21 protein-coding genes are annotated in these 16838 nt (G+C 43.2%); 5 read left to right on the forward strand and 16 right to left on the reverse strand.

The window, feature by feature from the left end; all coding sequences use genetic code 11:
• Window positions 1-16 precede the first annotated feature (16 nt).
• The 10 genes from ychF to ENLAB_RS09155 form a co-directional block, all read right to left on the reverse strand.
• The gene (gene ychF / locus ENLAB_RS09110) at window positions 17-1117 is read right to left on the reverse strand and encodes a redox-regulated ATPase YchF (RefSeq protein ID WP_005226252.1); all 1101 of its coding nucleotides are present in this window, start codon (window positions 1115-1117) and stop codon (window positions 17-19) included.
• 8 nt (window positions 1118-1125) lie between these two features.
• A complete protein-coding gene (locus ENLAB_RS09115) occupies window positions 1126-1314 on the reverse strand; it encodes a DUF951 domain-containing protein (protein ID WP_005226253.1) in 189 nt (62 codons plus the stop codon).
• Between the two features lie 10 nt (window positions 1315-1324).
• Complete coding sequence (locus ENLAB_RS09120; RefSeq protein WP_005226254.1) at window positions 1325-2215, reverse strand: ParB/RepB/Spo0J family partition protein; 891 nt, start codon at window positions 2213-2215, stop codon at window positions 1325-1327.
• A complete protein-coding gene (locus ENLAB_RS09125; protein WP_005226255.1) occupies window positions 2205-2969 on the reverse strand; it encodes a ParA family protein in 765 nt (254 codons plus the stop codon). Before ENLAB_RS09125 ends, ENLAB_RS09120 begins: the two co-directional genes overlap by 11 nt.
• Window positions 2970-2980: 11 nt before the next feature.
• Window positions 2981-3697, reverse strand: a complete 717-nt coding sequence (gene rsmG / locus ENLAB_RS09130; protein ID WP_140966363.1) for a 16S rRNA (guanine(527)-N(7))-methyltransferase RsmG — start codon at window positions 3695-3697, stop codon at window positions 2981-2983.
• A gap of 142 nt (window positions 3698-3839) precedes the next feature.
• Window positions 3840-3983: a hypothetical protein gene (locus tag ENLAB_RS09135; RefSeq protein ID WP_195265660.1), complete on the reverse strand. Its 144-nt coding sequence runs from the start codon at window positions 3981-3983 to the stop codon at window positions 3840-3842.
• A gap of 11 nt (window positions 3984-3994) precedes the next feature.
• The gene (locus ENLAB_RS09140) at window positions 3995-4765 is read right to left on the reverse strand and encodes an Asp23/Gls24 family envelope stress response protein (RefSeq protein ID WP_005232937.1); all 771 of its coding nucleotides are present in this window, start codon (window positions 4763-4765) and stop codon (window positions 3995-3997) included.
• A 24-nt stretch (window positions 4766-4789) separates the two neighbouring features.
• The gene (locus ENLAB_RS09145) at window positions 4790-4981 is read right to left on the reverse strand and encodes a DUF2273 domain-containing protein (RefSeq protein WP_005226258.1); all 192 of its coding nucleotides are present in this window, start codon (window positions 4979-4981) and stop codon (window positions 4790-4792) included.
• Window positions 4982-4988: 7 nt separating this feature from the next.
• The gene (amaP, locus tag ENLAB_RS09150; RefSeq protein ID WP_005232936.1) at window positions 4989-5558 is read right to left on the reverse strand and encodes an alkaline shock response membrane anchor protein AmaP; all 570 of its coding nucleotides are present in this window, start codon (window positions 5556-5558) and stop codon (window positions 4989-4991) included.
• A gap of 38 nt (window positions 5559-5596) precedes the next feature.
• Window positions 5597-6490, reverse strand: coding sequence for an SDR family oxidoreductase (locus tag ENLAB_RS09155; RefSeq protein ID WP_008376956.1), 894 nt, complete (start codon window positions 6488-6490; stop codon window positions 5597-5599).
• 256 nt (window positions 6491-6746) lie between these two features.
• On the opposite strand from ENLAB_RS09155, the gene ENLAB_RS09160 reads away from it, so the two are divergent.
• The 3 genes from ENLAB_RS09160 (at window position 6747) to ENLAB_RS09170 (ending at window position 8552) form a co-directional block, all read left to right on the forward strand.
• Window positions 6747-7199, forward strand: coding sequence for a DUF2188 domain-containing protein (locus tag ENLAB_RS09160; protein ID WP_244350791.1), 453 nt, complete (start codon window positions 6747-6749; stop codon window positions 7197-7199).
• Between the two features lie 350 nt (window positions 7200-7549).
• The gene (locus ENLAB_RS09165) at window positions 7550-8017 is read left to right on the forward strand and encodes a DUF5626 family protein (RefSeq protein ID WP_081117589.1); all 468 of its coding nucleotides are present in this window, start codon (window positions 7550-7552) and stop codon (window positions 8015-8017) included.
• 16 nt (window positions 8018-8033) lie between these two features.
• On the forward strand, window positions 8034-8552 hold the full coding sequence (locus ENLAB_RS09170; protein ID WP_081117590.1) for a helix-turn-helix domain-containing protein: 519 nt from the start codon (window positions 8034-8036) through the stop codon (window positions 8550-8552).
• Between the two features lie 105 nt (window positions 8553-8657).
• Here the strand turns inward: ENLAB_RS09170 and mnmG are convergent, their stop codons facing one another.
• Entirely contained in the window at window positions 8658-10550 is a 1893-nt protein-coding gene (mnmG, locus tag ENLAB_RS09175) for a tRNA uridine-5-carboxymethylaminomethyl(34) synthesis enzyme MnmG (protein WP_008376950.1), read from the reverse strand.
• 33 nt (window positions 10551-10583) lie between these two features.
• Window positions 10584-11981: a tRNA uridine-5-carboxymethylaminomethyl(34) synthesis GTPase MnmE gene (gene mnmE, locus ENLAB_RS09180; RefSeq protein WP_081117591.1), complete on the reverse strand. Its 1398-nt coding sequence runs from the start codon at window positions 11979-11981 to the stop codon at window positions 10584-10586.
• A gap of 238 nt (window positions 11982-12219) precedes the next feature.
• Here mnmE and ENLAB_RS09185 point away from each other — a divergent pair, with 238 nt between their 5' ends.
• Window positions 12220-12549 (forward strand): heavy metal-binding domain-containing protein, encoded by a 330-nt coding sequence (locus ENLAB_RS09185; RefSeq protein ID WP_005226284.1) that lies wholly within the window; start codon window positions 12220-12222, stop codon window positions 12547-12549.
• A gap of 203 nt (window positions 12550-12752) precedes the next feature.
• Here ENLAB_RS09185 and jag read toward each other — a convergent pair whose 3' ends face one another.
• From jag to rpmH, 4 genes are all read right to left on the reverse strand, one after another.
• A complete protein-coding gene (gene jag, locus ENLAB_RS09190) occupies window positions 12753-13511 on the reverse strand; it encodes an RNA-binding cell elongation regulator Jag/EloR (protein WP_005232929.1) in 759 nt (252 codons plus the stop codon).
• A 17-nt stretch (window positions 13512-13528) separates the two neighbouring features.
• Window positions 13529-14353, reverse strand: a complete 825-nt coding sequence (locus tag ENLAB_RS09195) for a YidC/Oxa1 family membrane protein insertase (RefSeq protein WP_077453252.1) — start codon at window positions 14351-14353, stop codon at window positions 13529-13531.
• A gap of 18 nt (window positions 14354-14371) precedes the next feature.
• Window positions 14372-14707: a ribonuclease P protein component gene (rnpA, locus tag ENLAB_RS09200; protein ID WP_015510644.1), complete on the reverse strand. Its 336-nt coding sequence runs from the start codon at window positions 14705-14707 to the stop codon at window positions 14372-14374.
• Between the two features lie 147 nt (window positions 14708-14854).
• Complete coding sequence (gene rpmH, locus ENLAB_RS09205; RefSeq protein ID WP_002356012.1) at window positions 14855-14989, reverse strand: 50S ribosomal protein L34; 135 nt, start codon at window positions 14987-14989, stop codon at window positions 14855-14857.
• A gap of 511 nt (window positions 14990-15500) precedes the next feature.
• Here rpmH and dnaA point away from each other — a divergent pair.
• Window positions 15501-16838 carry a chromosomal replication initiator protein DnaA gene (gene dnaA, locus ENLAB_RS09210; RefSeq protein WP_077453250.1) on the forward strand — a complete coding sequence of 446 codons (1338 nt, stop codon included), beginning with the start codon at window positions 15501-15503 and terminating at the stop codon, window positions 16836-16838.

Consider the following 16838-nt stretch of genomic DNA (forward strand, 5'->3'; position numbering starts at 1 on the left):
CTGGGAAGAAAGCCCTTTATACGTTAAAACGGAACAACATCACGTCGCCATCTTGCACGACATAATCTTTTCCTTCCAAACGTACCCGACCGGCTTCTTTGGCCGCTTGCATCGTGCCGTATTGGTTCAGATCCTCAAAGGAAACAGTTTCCGCACGAATAAAGCCGCGCTCAAAGTCCGTATGGATGATCCCCGCTGCTTGCGGTGCTTTGATGCCTTTACGGAACGTCCACGCACGCACTTCTTGTTCACCAGCGGTAAAGTACGTTGCTAGACCCAGCAAATCATAGGCGGCACGAATCAATTGATCCAACCCTGATTCTTCAATTCCTAATGCTTCTAAAAACTCTGCTTTGTCTTCTTCTTCCAGCTCAGCGATCTCTTCTTCAGCACGAGCACTGATGACGATCACTTCCGCATTTTCGCTTGCTGCAAATTCTTTCACTTTGTTGACATAGTCATTGGTTTCATAGTCTGCCACGTCTTCTTCTGCTACGTTGGCAACGTATAAGACTGGTTTGGTCGTTAGTAAAAACAAACTTTTGACGATGCGCTGTTCTTCATCTGTAAATTCGATCGAACGAGCAGAGATCCCTTCTTCTAAGACCGGTTTGATCTTATCAAGAACGGCCAGTTCCGCAACTGCATCTTTGTCTTTGGTTTTGGCAATTTTTGCGACCCGAGTATAGCGCTTGTTGACGGATTCTAAATCCGCTAAAACCAACTCCAAGTTGATGGTGTCGATATCAGCTAATGGGTCCACGCGGCCTTCCACGTGGGTGATGTTGTCGTCGTCGAAACAACGAACGACATGACAGATCGCATCCACTTGGCGGATATGGCTCAAAAATTGGTTACCTAATCCTTCCCCTTTGCTGGCACCGCGGACGATTCCAGCAATATCCGTAAATTCAAAGGTGGTTGGGACCGTCTTTTTCGGACGGACTAATTCTGTTAAACGCTGTAAGCGCCAATCTGGCACTTCCACCATTCCTACATTCGGATCGATCGTCGCAAACGGGTAGTTTGCGGCTTCTGCTCCTGCTTTGGTTATTGCATTAAATAAAGTAGATTTGCCCACATTTGGCAATCCAACGATTCCGGCAGTTAACGCCATGCTTCACTTCACTCTTTCTCTTTTTTTTCTAGGATTTTCTTCATCTTTTTATCAAATTCTCGGCGCGTCATCATGACGATGTGGCCGCAATTCGTACACTTTATTTTGATGTCTGCCCCCATGCGGATGATTTCCCAACGATTGGCTTTGCAGGCATGCGGTTTTTTCATTTCGACAATATCCCCAAGATCATACATCTTTATCACCTCAAGCTTCATCAAATTGAATGTTCAATAAATCTAAAATACGGGTTAAATCTTTTTGTGACAGGTATTCGATCTCGATTTTTCCTTTGCCTTCTTTTTCGCGGATCTCGACATTCGTGCCGAATTTATCCATTAACCGTTCTTCGCTTTCTCGTAAATAGTACGGTTTTTCCCGAATCAGACGCGGCACTTTTTTCTTTTCGTTTTTCGTGTCATTCATCTCAGCGACCATTTGTTCTAATTGGCGGACTGTCAGATTTTCTTTGACACAACGATTGGCTAATTTTAAGATCTGTTCTTTGTTTTTCAAGCCTAGTAATGTCCGGGCTTGCCCCATAGACAAACGGTCATCTTGAACCATTTCTTTGACGAGTTTCGGCAAGGACAGCAACCGCAAATAATTAGCGATATACGGACGGCTTTTCCCTAAACGTTCAGCGACTTGTGCTTGGGTCAATTTCAAGTTCTTCATCAGCATGTCATAGGCTTCTGCTTCTTCTAAAGGATTTAAATCTTCCCGCTGCAAGTTTTCTAAAACGGCGACTTGCATCATCGCTTCTTCATCAAAATTGCGGATGATGGCTGGGATCGTTTCCTTGCCAGCTAATTTGGACGCTCGAAACCGGCGTTCACCAGCAATGATCTCATAGCCTTTGACGGATGATTGCCGCACGATGATCGGTTGAAAGACCCCCGAATGCTGGATCGAATTGGCCAGTTCTTGTAATGAAAGCTCATCAAAGGTTTTTCGCGGTTGATAAGGGTTGGGTCTTAATTCGTTTAAAGGCAGTTCAACGACTTTTTCTGTCTTGATATCGACTTCTTCTAACCCTTGCAGGTCTTGAAACAACGCATCGATCCCACGCCCTAATCCTTTCCCTTTATTCTTCACGGGCTAACACTTCCTTTGCTAACGTCTGATAGACTTCGGCTCCTTTTGAGCGTGGATCATAATCAATGATCGACAATCCATGACTAGGTGCTTCAGACAACCGGATATTCCGCGGAATAATGGTTTCATATACTTTTTCTTGGAAATAGCGACGGACTTCCTCCACGACTTCCGCGCCTAAGTTCGTTCGGGCATCATACATCGTCAGTAAGACCCCTTCGATCTCTAACTCAGGGTTAAAATGTTTTTGTACTAAACGCACGGTATTCAATAGTTGGCTCAGCCCTTCTAATGCATAGTACTCACATTGGACTGGGATCAAAATCGAATCACTGGCGGTAAAGGCATTGATCGTCAAATGACCTAAAGATGGCGGGCAATCGATAAAGATATAATCGTATTGTTCTTTGATTTCATTCAAAGCCGATTTCAATCGAGATTCCCGTGCCATCATGGAGGTCAATTCAATTTCCGCACCAGCTAATTGGATCGTCGCTGGAACGATATCCAAGTTTTCTCGGCTGCTAGGTAAAATCGCTTCAACGATCGGTGTTTCATTGACTAATACATCATAGATGTCTTGTTCCACATCTGGTTTGCGAATGCCGACACCGCTTGTGGCGTTGCCTTGGGCATCAATATCTACGAGTAACACTTTTTTGCCGACAAATGCTAAGGACGCACCTAGGTTCACCGTTGTGGTGGTTTTGCCTACGCCGCCTTTTTGGTTTGCAACAGAAATAATACGGGCCATTGATTTTCCTCCTATTTAATTGGTTGTTTCGCTGGCATTCCCGGTTTGCGGGGGTATTTCTTTGGCGTTTCTTTTTTCTTTTGAATGATCAAAAGATGGCGTTCATCGCCGCTGACCGGTAAGGTAAAGCTTTTTTCTTCAATAAATTTGCCGCCTAAGAGTGAGATCGCTGGTTTGGCTTCAACCAGTTCTTCCTCGCTTTTGGCAGCTTTGAGCGCATAAAAATAGCCTGCTTTTTTCACCAATGGCACACAGAGTTCCGTTAACACATTCAAACGGGCAACCGCACGAGCGGTCACATAATCGAATTGCCCACGAAATTGCGGTTTTTGACCAAATGTTTCTGCACGGTCATGGTACAAGTGGACATTTTCCAATTGTAGATCCGTCACAAGAGTTTGTAAAAAGGTGATGCGCTTATTTAAAGAGTCGACGATCGTCACTTCTAATTCAGGAAACACGATTTTTAGTGGAATACTTGGAAAGCCAGCACCTGAACCGACATCGCACAAATGACTTTGCGGGTCAAAGGCGGTTTCAAAAGCTAAGGAAACAGAATCGTAGAAATGCTTTAAATACACTTCTGATTTTTCCGTAATTGCGGTTAGATTCATCTTCTGATTCCATTCGACCAAACGCTCGAAATAGACAACGAATTTTTCCATTTGTTCTTCGGTTAAAATGATCCCGTTTTTGCGTAATTCTTCATGAAATTCTTCAGGTAGCATAACGAATCCTTTCTATTTTGTGAAACAGAAAAATGTTTCACAGACTAGTTCCTACTTTAACGCAAAAAGCAATGTGATGCAATAGCCAGCGATTGCTTTCTAGGAGAATTTACCATTTTTTAACTGGGGCTTTAAGGTTGGTTTAAGGCATGGGAATTATACTCATTTCAATCCAAAAAACTTTTTTCATTTTTCCTTGACCAGCAAGGCTGCCAACCCTGCTGGTCAGCTTTTTTCTCAAAGAAACAAGCATTGATCTCAGGATCAATGCTTGTTTTTGTTTCATATGAAACTTTTTTATTTCACGCGAGGTTCGTTGTATTCTTCGATACGATCAGACGCGCGGGAAGCCGCATGTTTGGCTTTGTTGGTTTGACGTGAAGCAAAGTCGCCGGTTTTAGAAGCCGCTGACGTTACTTTGTCTTGAACCGTTTCTTGTTCCTCTTCGTATTCAGCGATTGTTTTCACATCCACAACGTTGATGTTGACTTCGATCACTTCTAATTGGGTCATTGTCGTTACTTCTTTTTGAATGACTTCTTTGACTTGTTCAGCGATTTCTGGGATATTGCGGTCGTATTCAACCACGATATCTAAATCAACGGCTACTTGTTTTTTCCCAACTTCAGTATTGATACCGGCAGTCACATTGTCTGTATTAACTAATTTTTCAGCAATATTAGAGAAGAAACCACCATCGACCGTCAACAGACCATCTACATTTTCTAATGCAATTCCGATAATTTTTTGGATCACTTTGTCATCATAGGTCAATGAACCATGAACGGGTGCATCCCCGGTTGGTCCTTCAAAATCGTTGTGGCCAGGTTTTGGCGGTGCTGGATGATGTCCGGCTGGATCTGGATTTCCTGGTGCTGGATGATCCCCTGGTTTTGGTCCATTTTGTTGTCCTGCTACTGCTTTTTCAGCATTTGGTACCACTGGATCAGGTGATTCAGTCATTGGAATCGCATTTTCATTGGCTTGATGATTGGTGTTGGGAACCACTGGATCTGGATGTGCACTGACATTTTTTTCATTGTTTAATTCGTTTTTATCGTTATTCATTAAAAATTCCTCCTATAAAATACGTTATTGTTGGTTAAAAAATTCGTCGATGATACCGGTACGTTGGAGATACAATCCTAGCGCAAAACCCAAACCTGTTAGGAGTAGAATCAGCAATGTTTTGAAAAAACCGATCGTTACAAACAACACAGCCAGAACAAGGCCGATTGCTCCAAAAATCAATGGGATTTTGTATTGTTGTAGTTCGTTCATCATAGCCCTCCTATTCTACTCGCGGGTTTTCCGGAGTCTCATTTTGTTCAAAATTCGCGTAATTGACTTCGACTTTGACTTTTTCACTTGAGCCAAGCACTCGTTGGACATCTTGTTGGATTTCCGCCATTAAGTTTTCGGTTTTGCCAACTAAGGCAGACGTCCGTTTCAAGCGGCCTTTGATTTTGATTAAAATTCGATTTTTGGTCGCCTTGACATGAACTTTTGGTCCTTCAACAAATTCTTTTTCATTTACTTTCGTACGTACAAGTCCTTCGATCGCTTTCTTATCGATCGTCAATGCGCCCTTATCCTCTTTCAAAACAAAGGTTGTTTTGGTTTTTGGATAAAACAGCACGACTAAGATCACGATCAAGAATACGGCGATTAAAACAACGGCTACCCAAAACATATATTGACGCATAAACAAGTTGTCAAAGAAATACGTGACGACATTGCCTCTGCTGTCCAAACCAAATGGCAGCTGCATGTAAGGATTACTCATTAAAACGATTGGTAATAAGACAGTGATAAAGATCAACGAAACGATGATTGATACGATTTTCCACCCTTTACTCATAGGACACCTCCTCCTTTTTCTCCGATTTTTTGATAAGCTTACAAGTTGATGGCTTCTCCGCCGGTAACACCATAAATCTGTGCTGTCACATAGCTAGCTTTATTGGAAGCTAAAAAGACATAGACGGGTGCCAGCTCAGCTGGTTGTCCTGCCCGCTCCAGTAATGCTTGCTGACCAAATTCAGGCAGCTTGTCTTGCGGTTGGCCATGATCTAACTGTAATGGTGTCCAGATTGGTCCTGGGGCTACCCCATTGACCCGAATCCCTTTTTCAGCAAATTGTTTCGCCAAGCTGACTGTAAAACTGGCGATCGCCGATTTGGTTGCCGCATAATCCATTAAATGGGCGCTTGGACTAAAGGCTTGGACAGAAGTCGTTGTCACGATCGCTCCCCCAGCCGGTAAGTGTGGCTCAGCTGCTTTCACTAATGCAAACATTGAGATAATGTTTACCATAAAGGTGTCTTTCACTTGTTCAATCGGTAATTCTGCAATCGATGGCCGCGTGATTTGCTGTGCTGCGTTCAATACTAATGTATCTAACCCACCTAATGCTGCTACCGCTTTGTCAACGATCTCTTGTGGTGCCGCTTCGTCTCGCAGGTCATAGGGTAGCAAAATCACTTTGCGTCCGGCTTCTTTGATGTACCCTGCAACTTCTTCGGCATCTTCTTCTTCTCCTGGGAAAAAGTGCAGGGCAATGTCTGCTCCTTCACGAGCGAAGGCAATCGCTGCTGCTCGTCCGATCCCAGAATCCCCACCGGTAATCAGTACCCGCCGGTTTTCTAACTGCTGACTTCCCTCATAAGAGTCTTCACCACAATCAGGTTTTGGTCGCATTTCTTCTTGTAAAGCAGGCGTATCTTGTTCCTGTTTGCTGTATTTACCCGTGTGATAAAGTTCCCGTGGATCAGTCAAAATAGGTTCACTCATTCTTACGTCCTCCTTTTCTCTATAATAAAATTCTAAACCATTCATTTTTTTTTGGGAAATATAACGCTTTGTTAACAAAAATAAATCCTCGTTTATTAGAAAATGAAAAAAGAAAGTGCCCTCATTTTTGACCAGAAAGCAAATGATTTCACTTTTTTATAGAAGGGGGTAAACTAATGAGTAGTAACTGGTGGTACCTGTAAAAGGGGACCCCTAGGAAAATGACTTTGGATCAAGAAAAAGGAGGAACCAAACAATGCCTTGGAATGTCCGTGATTATCCTGCGTCAATGAAGAATCTAGACCCCTTAGTTCGTAAAAAAGCGATCGATATCGCCAATGCCCTGCTAGCCGATGGCTATTCCGATGATCGGGCGATCCCGATCGCCACGAGTCAAGCAGAAAAATGGTATGAAAATGCAGACGAAGAGGAGAAGAAAGCTTTTCAGAAAGAGAAAAATCCGCAAAAACATGATGCCCATCAAACCAATAAGAATGCGAAAAAATTAATGGATGCGGATGTAGAAGTTGTGTATGAAGAGGACCAATGGCAAGTCCGTTCCAAAGGGGCAAAACGTGCCAGTGACCATTTCGACAAGAAAGCAGAGGCCATCGCCCGTGCCAAAGAAATCGCCGAAAACAAAGAATCCGTGGTGAACGTTTATAAGAAAGACGGCGACCATCAAAAGGATATTGATTTGAGAGAATAAAATTGGCTGCAAAAAAGCGGAAGGAGGCCTTACGTTTGTCGTTTTAACGGCGTGAAACGTTGCCTACTCTTTCGCTTTTTTGTTTCCTTTCACAGCTAGGTTTAGTGAAAACTAAAGCAACGGCTTCTTTAACGTTTCTCTTTAAAAGCAGCGGTTCGTTGTCAGAAACCTAAAAAACGAAGACCTTTTGAATGAACTATTACTTTTAAAATTTCTCGACATCCTAAAAAATAAGCCTATGAAATGCTGATTTAGCAACAACTGTAAACCATCCGTTACCCCTGTAAACTAGCTTGTGCTTTCTTTAACTAAATAAACCTTGTATACTTGAATTATCAAAAGTACAAGGAGTGGTGTTTGTGAAAAAATTATTTTTTGTGCCGTTTATTTTTATTTGTTTCCTCTTTGCTCTCCCAGCTGCCGCCCAGACAGTGGAAGAACCAGAACTCGTTTATGACCTAGCATCAGATAGTCCCTATGAGCAGCTGATCACGGTAGATGAAGAAGGCAATGAGGTGATTTTGACCATTGAAAAATTGCCGTCATTCCGAGCAAATCTGGCAGCGGGAACGTATCGTGTGTCAAAAACATCCGCCGGTAATTGGACCGCTAGTTATAATGTAACGGTCAATAGCCGCAATCAATTTACAGGCACTTCGAATTTAAGTTTAGTTGCTCACAGAGGAAGTATCACTTCTAGTTCATTAACTCACACGTCCACCAAAGCCACCTGTACGTTTAAGCAAAAAGCAGGTATAATCACTACCAATGGGAGTGTCGTAACCACGATCTCAAATGGGAAGCTAGTTGTTAAATAGCAGATAGGAGCATACATTGGCTTTAGCAGAACAATTAAAAAGCTGTCGCGAGTCTTCGGGATTGTCGCAAACAGCAGTCGCAGAAAAATTACAGATTTCACGCCAGTCGATTTCGAAATGGGAAAATGGGCGCGGCTATCCAGATATTGAGAATTTGATTTTGTTGAGTGATCTCTATCAAGTCTCGATTGATGAGCTTTTACGTGAGAACGAAGCCTTAAAAGAGCGGATCGAAACCAACAATCAAGAAATCAGCGACAAGAAAGAAAAATTGTCGTTACTCCAAAGAACGATGGCAGCAGATAAAGATGAAAGTCTGCTCTTGCTACTGTTAGCTGGAATCGGCTCATTTCTCTTTCCATTAGGTTTGATTTTAGATGGCTTTGTCTTATGGCGTAACAAAAAGGCCAATAATTTTTATGTATTGATCTATATCGTCTGTGCCTTCTCGATTTTCTTGAATTTGTACGATGGCTATGTCCATCTCAGCAACATCATGAATTGGGGAACCACTACGATTGAAAAAGTTGAATAATTCAATTGCTAACACAAAAAGCCCGCTGCGAATTGTTTTCGCAGCGGGCTTTTGACACTCTATTTACCATTTATAAATTGGTTTTTCAAAGAATATTAACCGTCTTTAGTTAACCTTTGCAATCTTCCCTTGTTCGATATACACCATCAAAATACTAATATCAGCTGGGTTTACTCCGCTGATACGGCTCGCTTGGGCGATGGTTTCGGGTTGGATTTTTTGCAGTTTTTGTTTGGCTTCTGTTGCCAAGCCATTGATAGCGGCATAGTCGATGTTTTCAGGAATACGTTTGGCTTCCATCCGTTTGAGTTTCTCCACTTTTTCGAGGGCTTTTTTAATATAACCTTCGTATTTGATTTGAATCTCGACTTGTTCAATCTCTTTTGGCTTCAATGCTTCATTGGCTTCGATAAATTGCAGCATTTCGGCATACGTCACTTCAGGCCGACGCAAGAATTCATTTGCTAAAACGCCATCTTTCAAGGTGGCCGTCCCTTTGGCAGTCAAATACGCTTGTACTTCTGGCGTTGGTTTGATGCGGATTTTGGATAAACGTTTGATTTCTGCTTCAACAGCTTCTTTTTTCGCTACATACGCTTCGTATTGTGCTTCTGGGACAAGCCCAATTTGATGTCCCACTTCGGTCAAACGCAGATCGGCATTATCATGACGCAGCAATAAGCGGTATTCGGCACGAGAGGTCAATAAACGGTATGGTTCATTGGTTCCTTTAGTCACCAAATCATCGATCATCACACCGATATAACCGTCGCTGCGTTTCATAATGAAGGGTTCTTTGCCTTGAATTTTCAAAGCGGCATTGATGCCGGCGATCAAGCCTTGACCGGCCGCTTCTTCATAGCCGCTGGTTCCGTTGGTTTGTCCTGCCGTAAAGAGGTTTTCGATGACTTTGGTTTCTAATGTTGGACGCAATTGATGAGGTACCACGACATCATATTCAATGGCGTAGCCCGTCCGCATCATTTCCGCTTTTTCTAAACCTGCGATGGAATGCAGCATTTGGACTTGGACGTCTTCTGGCATAGAAGTAGAAAGCCCTTGAACATACACTTCTTCGGTGTTCAACCCTTCTGGTTCCAAGAATAGTTGGTGACGAGATTTGTCTGCAAAACGCACGATTTTGTCTTCGATGGATGGGCAATAACGGGCACCTACTCCTTCGACGATCCCTGTAAACATCGGCGCCCGGTGTAAATTCTGGTTGATGATTTGGTGGGTCCCTTCGTTCGTATAGGTCAACCAGCAAGGTTCTTGGTTTTGATTGTAGGCTTCATCGGGTGTGCTATAACTAAAGTGATTCGGTTGTTCATCGCCAGGCTGGATCTCCGTTACCTCATAGTTGATGGTGCTGGATTTCACCCGCGGTGGTGTACCGGTTTTAAAACGAGCGATCTCTAGACCAAGCTCTTTCAAATGATCGGCTAGTCCAATCGATGGTTGCGAGTTGTTTGGACCAGAAGAATATTTCAACTCTCCAATGATGATCTCTCCTCGCAACGCTGTTCCTGCAGTGATCACTACAGCTTGGGCTTGGTAACGAGCGCCTGTAGAGGTCACGACGCCACGACATTCGCCTTCTTCAACGATCAGCTTTTCAACGATTCCTTGGCGCAGTGTCAAATTGGCTTCTTTTTCGATCGTTCGTTTCATTTCAGCCGCATAGGCATGTTTATCGGCTTGCGCTCGCAAGGCCCGCACAGCGGGACCTTTTCCTGTATTGAGCATCCGCATTTGGATGTAGGTTTTGTCGATATTTTTGCCCATTTCTCCGCCTAAAGCATCGATTTCGCGCACCACGACACCTTTCGCGGGTCCGCCGACGGAGGGATTGCAAGGCATGAATGCGACCATGTCTAAGTTGATAGTCAGCAAGAGGGTTTTTGCCCCCATGCGGCTAGCTGCCAAGGCAGCTTCTGATCCGGCATGGCCGGCCCCAACAACGATCACGTCATAACTTTCTGCTTGATATTCTTGCATGGTGTTCTCCTTTTTACGCCAGTGGCGCATTCTTTATTTTCCTAAACAAAACTGACTAAATAATTGGGTGATCAACTCATCTTGGACACTATCGCCGACAACTTCTCCTAGATAGTCCCAGCAGCGTGTCATATCGATTTGAACCAAGTCAACAGGCATTCCTGCTTCAATCCCTTGGATGACCTCAGACAACGACTGAACGGCATTTTCTAATAAGGCAATGTGGCGGGTGTTAGAAAGATAGGAAGCATCCTTATCAGTGGTCTTCCCCCCAAAGAATAGATCGGCAATGGCTTGTTCCAGTTGGTCTAAGCCTTCACTCGTCAACACAGAGACAGAAAAAATCGGTTCATCTGCTGCGTACTGTGCTAACTCAGCGGGTGCTAATTTTGGCTCAAGGTCGGTCTTATTCAATAAGATGATCCGACGGCTGCCAGCAGTCAGCTCCAGCAATTGTTTGTCTTCCTGGGTCAAGCCTTCGCTTTGGTTGAGAACCAGCAAAATCAACTCCGCTTCTGCCAGTGCTTTGCGGCTGCGTTCGACCCCGATTTTCTCAACGACATCTTCTGTTTCGCGGATACCAGCCGTATCGATCAGTTTCAACGGTACCCCGCGAACATTGACATACTCTTCAATGACATCTCGAGTCGTACCAGCAATGTCTGTCACGATGGCTTTTTCTTCCCTTAATAAATGGTTCAATAAGCTGGATTTACCGACATTCGGCCGACCGATGATCGCAGTGCTCAAACCTTCTCGCAAAATTTTTCCTTGTTGGGCAGTCGCTAATAAGGCTTGGATCTGCCCTTTGACCATCGTGGCTTTTTCTAGCAATAAGCGGGTCGTCAATTCTTCCACATCATCGTATTCAGGGTAATCGATATTCACTTCAACTTGCGCCAGCGTCTCTAAAATCTCTTGGCGTAAGGTCCGAATCAAGTGGGAAAGATTGCCATCCAACTGATTGACGGCGAGGTTCATCGCTTTATCGGTCTTGGCACGAATCAGATCCATCACCGCCTCGGCTTGAGAAAGGTCGACACGTCCATTCAAAAAGGCCCGCTTCGTGAATTCCCCCGGCTCAGCCAGCCGTGCCCCTTGGCGTAAAACCAGCTGCAAGAGTTGATTGACGACCACGATCCCGCCATGACAGTTGATCTCAACGACATCTTCTCGGGTAAAGGTCCGTGGCTTTTTCATCACTGAAAGCATCACTTCATCCATCAAACGACTTTCCTCTGGATCCACGATATGACCATAATGGATCGTATGACTTGGGACTTGGGCGAGGGTTTTATTGCCTGCTTGAAAAATCCGATCCGCAATTGCGATCGCTTCTTCCCCGCTTAATCGCACAATACTGATGGCCCCTTCACCGGGTGGGGTGGAAATTGCGGCAATCGTATCAAATTCTTGCGTAATATTCGCCATGTTGCATACTCCTCCTATTTTTTCACATAAAAAAAGTGCCCACTCCACCCGTCAAATTGATTGAAAATCAATAAAAACGAGTAGACTTAGCACTTTGACTGCTTGTCAATTAAATTCTGGAAATAGATTAGCACATTTTGGCGCCAGTCGCAAGCTTCCTTGAAAAACTTTTAAATTTTGCATCTGTAGGCAAAAACCTTTAAAATAAAAGCAAAGAATAAGAAAAGAGTGATCTATTATGGAAACCATCAAATCATCAAACAGTGCTGCCCGCATTAAGGAAATCATTTTATCGACAGGAAACGTGAATCGGCCTTATGTCGTGCGGGATATCGTCTTTGCGGCAGACAAAATCGAAGTAGATCTATTTGATACATCTGTGAACTTGAACGACCTGTTGGCAGATGTGACTTATCGCTTAAAAGAAACCGCCCACAGCTATGGCGCGAACGCGGTGATCAACTGTCATTTCGAACACGATCGCATCGTCGAAGGCGACAAAACTTACCTTGAGATCTTTGCCTATGGTACGGTGGTTCAATTTACTCAATCAACCATCGGCGGCTAATTCCCTCTATCATCAAAAAAAATACAAAAAAGAGTCCGCGGCATACGGACTCTTTTTTGATACCAAAGGCTGACCTACGTAACGTATGTTGACTTTGATAAGAATGATTTCTAGTCAAGGATACTTGGTTTTAAATTTGTTGTCAATCGCTTTTTCCCATCAAAAAAGGGAAAGGCTTGTCAGAGCGCCTTTCCCTTTTTTCATTAAATTCGTTTGTCCGCAGGTTCCACTACTAAGTAGCGATACGGTTCATCCCCTTCAGAATGAGTTTGAACATACGCATCTTTACTCAATACGGAATGAATCTGCTTTCTTTCAAACGCCGGCATCGGCTCTAAAAAGACCGGGCGACCAGTTCGTTTGACTTTTTCAGCAGTACGACTGGCCAAACGTTCTAAGATCGCTTGACGTTTTTCACGGTAATCCCCGACATTCACAACGATCGATAATTTGTTTTTCGCGATGCGGTGAATGTAAACTTGCGCCAAATATTGCAATGCATTCAAGGTTTTGCCGTGCTTCCCAATTAAAATGCCTTGTTTTTGCGTTTCTAAATGAAAGACGATCACGCCGTCTTGACGAGCGGTTTTTACTAAGGCAGGTGCATTCAATGCTTTTGAAATATTTGTCAGATAGAGTCCCAACTGAGCCAGTGCTTCCTCATCGGAAAGATCCGTCAGCAAAACAGGTTCGCTCGCGGCCGCCTCCATCACACTGCTTGCATCCTCTGTCGTCACAGGATCTGGTTCTACCAGCGGTTTTGCTGGTACTTCTTCAACGGGTGCCGGTTCTTCAACGATTCTTTTTTCAATGGAGACCCGTGCTTGTTTTTTTCCTAGCCCCAAGAAGCCTTTTTTACCTTCATCCAGGACTTCGATTACTGCTTGATCTTTGGTAATACCAAGGACTTGCAATCCCTCTTGAATTGCTTCAGCTACTGTCAGATTTTCATAAATCGGCATTGCAGTGCAACCTCCTCTTATTTTTTCCGTTTCTTTTTAGGACTCATTGCTTTTTTCAGCGCACGTTCACGCTCGCGTTCTTTGCGGGCGGCTTCTTCTCTTTCTTGGCGAATCTTGAATGGGTTATTTAGAATCAACGTTTGCACAACTTGGAATGCATTGGAAACGACCCAGTACAAGGAAAGTCCGCTGGCAATGTTGATCCCCATCAGCAAGATCATCATCGGCATAGCGAAATTCATGATTTTCAGACTCGCATTTGATTCCACTTGGCTCATACTTGATAAATAGGTACTTGCAAAAGTAAAGAGCGCCGCTAAAATCGGCAAGATGAAGTATGGGTCACGATCACCCAGCTGCAGCCATAAGAATTTTCCTTCTTGCAAAGCAGGAACCCGTGAGATCGATTGCCACAAGGCCATCAAAATCGGCATTTGTACCAATAATGGCAGACAGCCGGCATAGGGATTGACATTGTTTTCCGCATACAAACGTTGTGTTTCTTCTTTTAACTTGCTTTGTGTTTCTGTATCTTTTGACGCATATTGCTGCTGCAGCGCTTTTAGCTTTGGTTGTAATTCTTGCGTTTTGCGCATGCTTTTGGTTTGGAAGTGCATCAACGGCATCAAAATGACCCGAATGATCAATGTAAAGAGGATGATCCCGATCCCGGCATTGCCGAAGGAGAGGGCTTTGATCGCCTCTGCAAAATAATAAACGATGTAACGATCCCACAGACCAGTACTTTGTGCATTTACTTCACCTGTTGCACCGCAGGCAGATAAGACAACTACTAATGAGAGAACTCCCAAAAATAGTAAGACGCGTTTCCCTTTTTTCACGTAACTAATTCCTTTCCATTAATGAATAATTTTGGCAAGCTTTAAAACATGCTCTAAATTCGAGTAGATTTCCTTTGAGGAACAAGTGGCGATACTTGGACGAGCGATCACGATGAAATCGACCGCTGGTTCGATCCGCGGCTTCATTTCCGTTAAACTCGCACGGATCTTGCGCTTGATCTCATTTCGCTTCACTGCATTACCGACTTTTTTCCCTACAGATAAACCAACTCGAAAATGTGATTGCTCTTTAGGTAAGACATACACCACGAACTTCCGATTTGCAAAAGAATTTCCTGCCTGAAAAACTTTTTGAAAATCTTGCTCTGTTTTTACTCGATAGGATTTTCTCATCTTCGGTTCCTTCACTTCTTTCAATTAAGCTTCGCGAAACGGATTGAATCCGTAACCACTCACCTGTCAATAATACCATATTTGCCAAAAGTCAGACACTATATTCCGCAAAAACGGCATAAAAAAAAACCACTGGCATTCAGTGGCTTACGCAGAAATAACCTTTCTGCCTTTACGACGACGGCTAGCTAAAACACGACGTCCATTTTTTGTACTCATACGTTTACGGAATCCGTGAACTTTTTGACGTTTACGTTTATTTGGTTGATACGTTCTTTTCATTTATTTCCACCTCCATCAGGATAATGCTTATGCGCACAGACATACTTTGATAGTATAACGAGTCAAGTACTAGTTTGTCAATAAGAAGTTTGCTCAAAATCGGGCATTCTTTATCCACAATCCCCTTGATTTGTGTGGGTTTGCTGTTTATAGCCAATTTTTGTGGATAACTTTTTCCCCAGAGTTATTTTGGCTTTTTCCACAAACAAACAGCCTGTAGAAAAGTTTTCCACAATCGTTTTTCAAGCTGTTGATAACTACCCTAAAACCTAGTATTATCAAGGCGTGATCTTCACATCGATCTGTGGATAAAGGAGATTTTTTTACAGTTATTCACATTCTTTTTCTGCCTGTGGATAGTCGAATTTCGAACATGTGCATTTCCTTTTTTCATTTATCCCGTTTTGTGGAAAAGTATTTTTTTCTAACCTTTTTTATCGTAATCTGTGGAAAACTTTTTCAATCCGTGCTATTTTAGTTATATCTATTCTTAGTTATAGGAGGACAATTTATGCCATCTGCTGATTCTATTTGGCAAGATCTTCAACGATCCTTTAAAGAAGAGCTGAATCCGGCCAGTTATAGCGCTTGGATCGAGACTGCCAATGTCTTGTCGTTTGAAAAAAATCAGCTGCTGATCGAAGTACCCAGCGATCTTCATAAATCTTATTGGGAAAAAAATCTAGCTGCCAAAATTGTTGAAATGGGATTTATGAAAACTGGTGAAGAATTGATTCCTAGTTTTGTGACTGTCGAAGAAGCAGAAGCTTTAAAAACAGCCCCATCTACTATTAAAACAACTGCAGAAGAAAACGAGCAGCCGCCGAAATCGATTTTAAATGAAAAATACACATTTGATACCTTTGTCATCGGGAAAGGCAATCAAATGGCCCATGCTGCTGCTTTAGTTGTTGCTGAAGATCCTGGGTCTATTTATAATCCGCTGTTCTTCTATGGTGGCGTTGGTTTAGGGAAAACCCACTTGATGCATGCGATCGGTCATCAAATGTTGCTGAAACGTCCCAATGCCAAAATCAAGTATGTTAGTAGTGAAAATTTCACCAATGATTTCATTACTTCTATTCAAAAGAACAAAATGGAAGATTTTCGAAACGAATACCGCAATGTTGATCTTTTGTTGGTGGATGATATTCAATTCTTAGTCAATAAAGAAGGAACCCAAGAAGAATTCTTTAATACCTTCGAAGAACTGTATCGCAATAATAAACAGATCGTCCTGACAAGTGATCGTTTGCCAAATGAGATCCCAACTTTGCCGGAACGTTTGGTTTCTCGTTTTGCTTGGGGCTTGTCCGTTGACATCACCCCGCCGGATCTAGAGACGCGGACCGCGATTTTGCGGAAAAAAGCCGAAGCCGAACGCTTGGAGATCCCCGACGATACCTTAAGTTATATTGCTGGACAGATCGATTCGAATATCCGGGAACTTGAAGGAGCACTCGTCCGGGTACAAGCTTTTGCTACGATGCAAAACTCAGACATTACAACCAGCTTGGCAGCTGAAGCCATCAAAGCCTTGAAATCAAGCCATGGCTCGACCCAAGTTTCGATTTTGCAGATCCAAGAAGAAGTCGCAAAATACTATCACATTCATGTCAATGATCTAAAAGGGAAAAAACGGGTCAAAGGCATCGTCGTGCCACGGCAGATCGCGATGTATCTCTCTCGAGAATTGACCGATAGTTCTTTACCAAAAATCGGCGGCGAATTTGGCGGCAAAGACCATACCACGGTCATTCATGCCCATGAAAAAATTCAGCATTTAGTCGAAACAGATCCTACGATCAAAAATGAGATCGCTGAAATCAAACAAATCCTATTCAGCTGA

Origin of the sequence: Enterococcus innesii (genome assembly GCF_022846515.1) — a bacterium.
Lineage (GTDB): Bacteria > Bacillota > Bacilli > Lactobacillales > Enterococcaceae > Enterococcus_D > Enterococcus_D innesii.

Excerpts from the sequence above, each read along its gene's own strand:
- ychF (WP_005226252.1), bottom strand. The coding sequence starts at position 1,117 with ATGGCGTTAACTGCCGGAATCGTTGGATTGCCAAATGTGGGCAAATCT.
- ENLAB_RS09115 (WP_005226253.1), bottom strand. The coding sequence starts at position 1,314 with ATGTATGATCTTGGGGATATTGTCGAAATGAAAAAACCGCATGCCTGC.
- ENLAB_RS09125 (WP_005226255.1), bottom strand. The coding sequence starts at position 2,969 with ATGGCCCGTATTATTTCTGTTGCAAACCAAAAAGGCGGCGTAGGCAAA.
- rsmG (WP_140966363.1), bottom strand. The coding sequence starts at position 3,697 with ATGCTACCTGAAGAATTTCATGAAGAATTACGCAAAAACGGGATCATT.
- ENLAB_RS09135 (WP_195265660.1), bottom strand. The coding sequence starts at position 3,983 with ATGAAACAAAAACAAGCATTGATCCTGAGATCAATGCTTGTTTCTTTG.
- ENLAB_RS09140 (WP_005232937.1), bottom strand. The coding sequence starts at position 4,765 with ATGAATAACGATAAAAACGAATTAAACAATGAAAAAAATGTCAGTGCA.
- ENLAB_RS09145 (WP_005226258.1), bottom strand. The coding sequence starts at position 4,981 with ATGATGAACGAACTACAACAATACAAAATCCCATTGATTTTTGGAGCA.
- amaP (WP_005232936.1), bottom strand. The coding sequence starts at position 5,558 with ATGAGTAAAGGGTGGAAAATCGTATCAATCATCGTTTCGTTGATCTTT.
- ENLAB_RS09155 (WP_008376956.1), bottom strand. The coding sequence starts at position 6,490 with ATGAGTGAACCTATTTTGACTGATCCACGGGAACTTTATCACACGGGT.
- ENLAB_RS09160 (WP_244350791.1), top strand. The coding sequence starts at position 6,747 with ATGCCTTGGAATGTCCGTGATTATCCTGCGTCAATGAAGAATCTAGAC.
- mnmG (WP_008376950.1), bottom strand. The coding sequence starts at position 10,550 with ATGCAAGAATATCAAGCAGAAAGTTATGACGTGATCGTTGTTGGGGCC.
- mnmE (WP_081117591.1), bottom strand. The coding sequence starts at position 11,981 with ATGGCGAATATTACGCAAGAATTTGATACGATTGCCGCAATTTCCACC.
- ENLAB_RS09185 (WP_005226284.1), top strand. The coding sequence starts at position 12,220 with ATGGAAACCATCAAATCATCAAACAGTGCTGCCCGCATTAAGGAAATC.
- jag (WP_005232929.1), bottom strand. The coding sequence starts at position 13,511 with ATGCCGATTTATGAAAATCTGACAGTAGCTGAAGCAATTCAAGAGGGA.
- rnpA (WP_015510644.1), bottom strand. The coding sequence starts at position 14,707 with ATGAGAAAATCCTATCGAGTAAAAACAGAGCAAGATTTTCAAAAAGTT.
- rpmH (WP_002356012.1), bottom strand. The coding sequence starts at position 14,989 with ATGAAAAGAACGTATCAACCAAATAAACGTAAACGTCAAAAAGTTCAC.
- dnaA (WP_077453250.1), top strand. The coding sequence starts at position 15,501 with ATGCCATCTGCTGATTCTATTTGGCAAGATCTTCAACGATCCTTTAAA.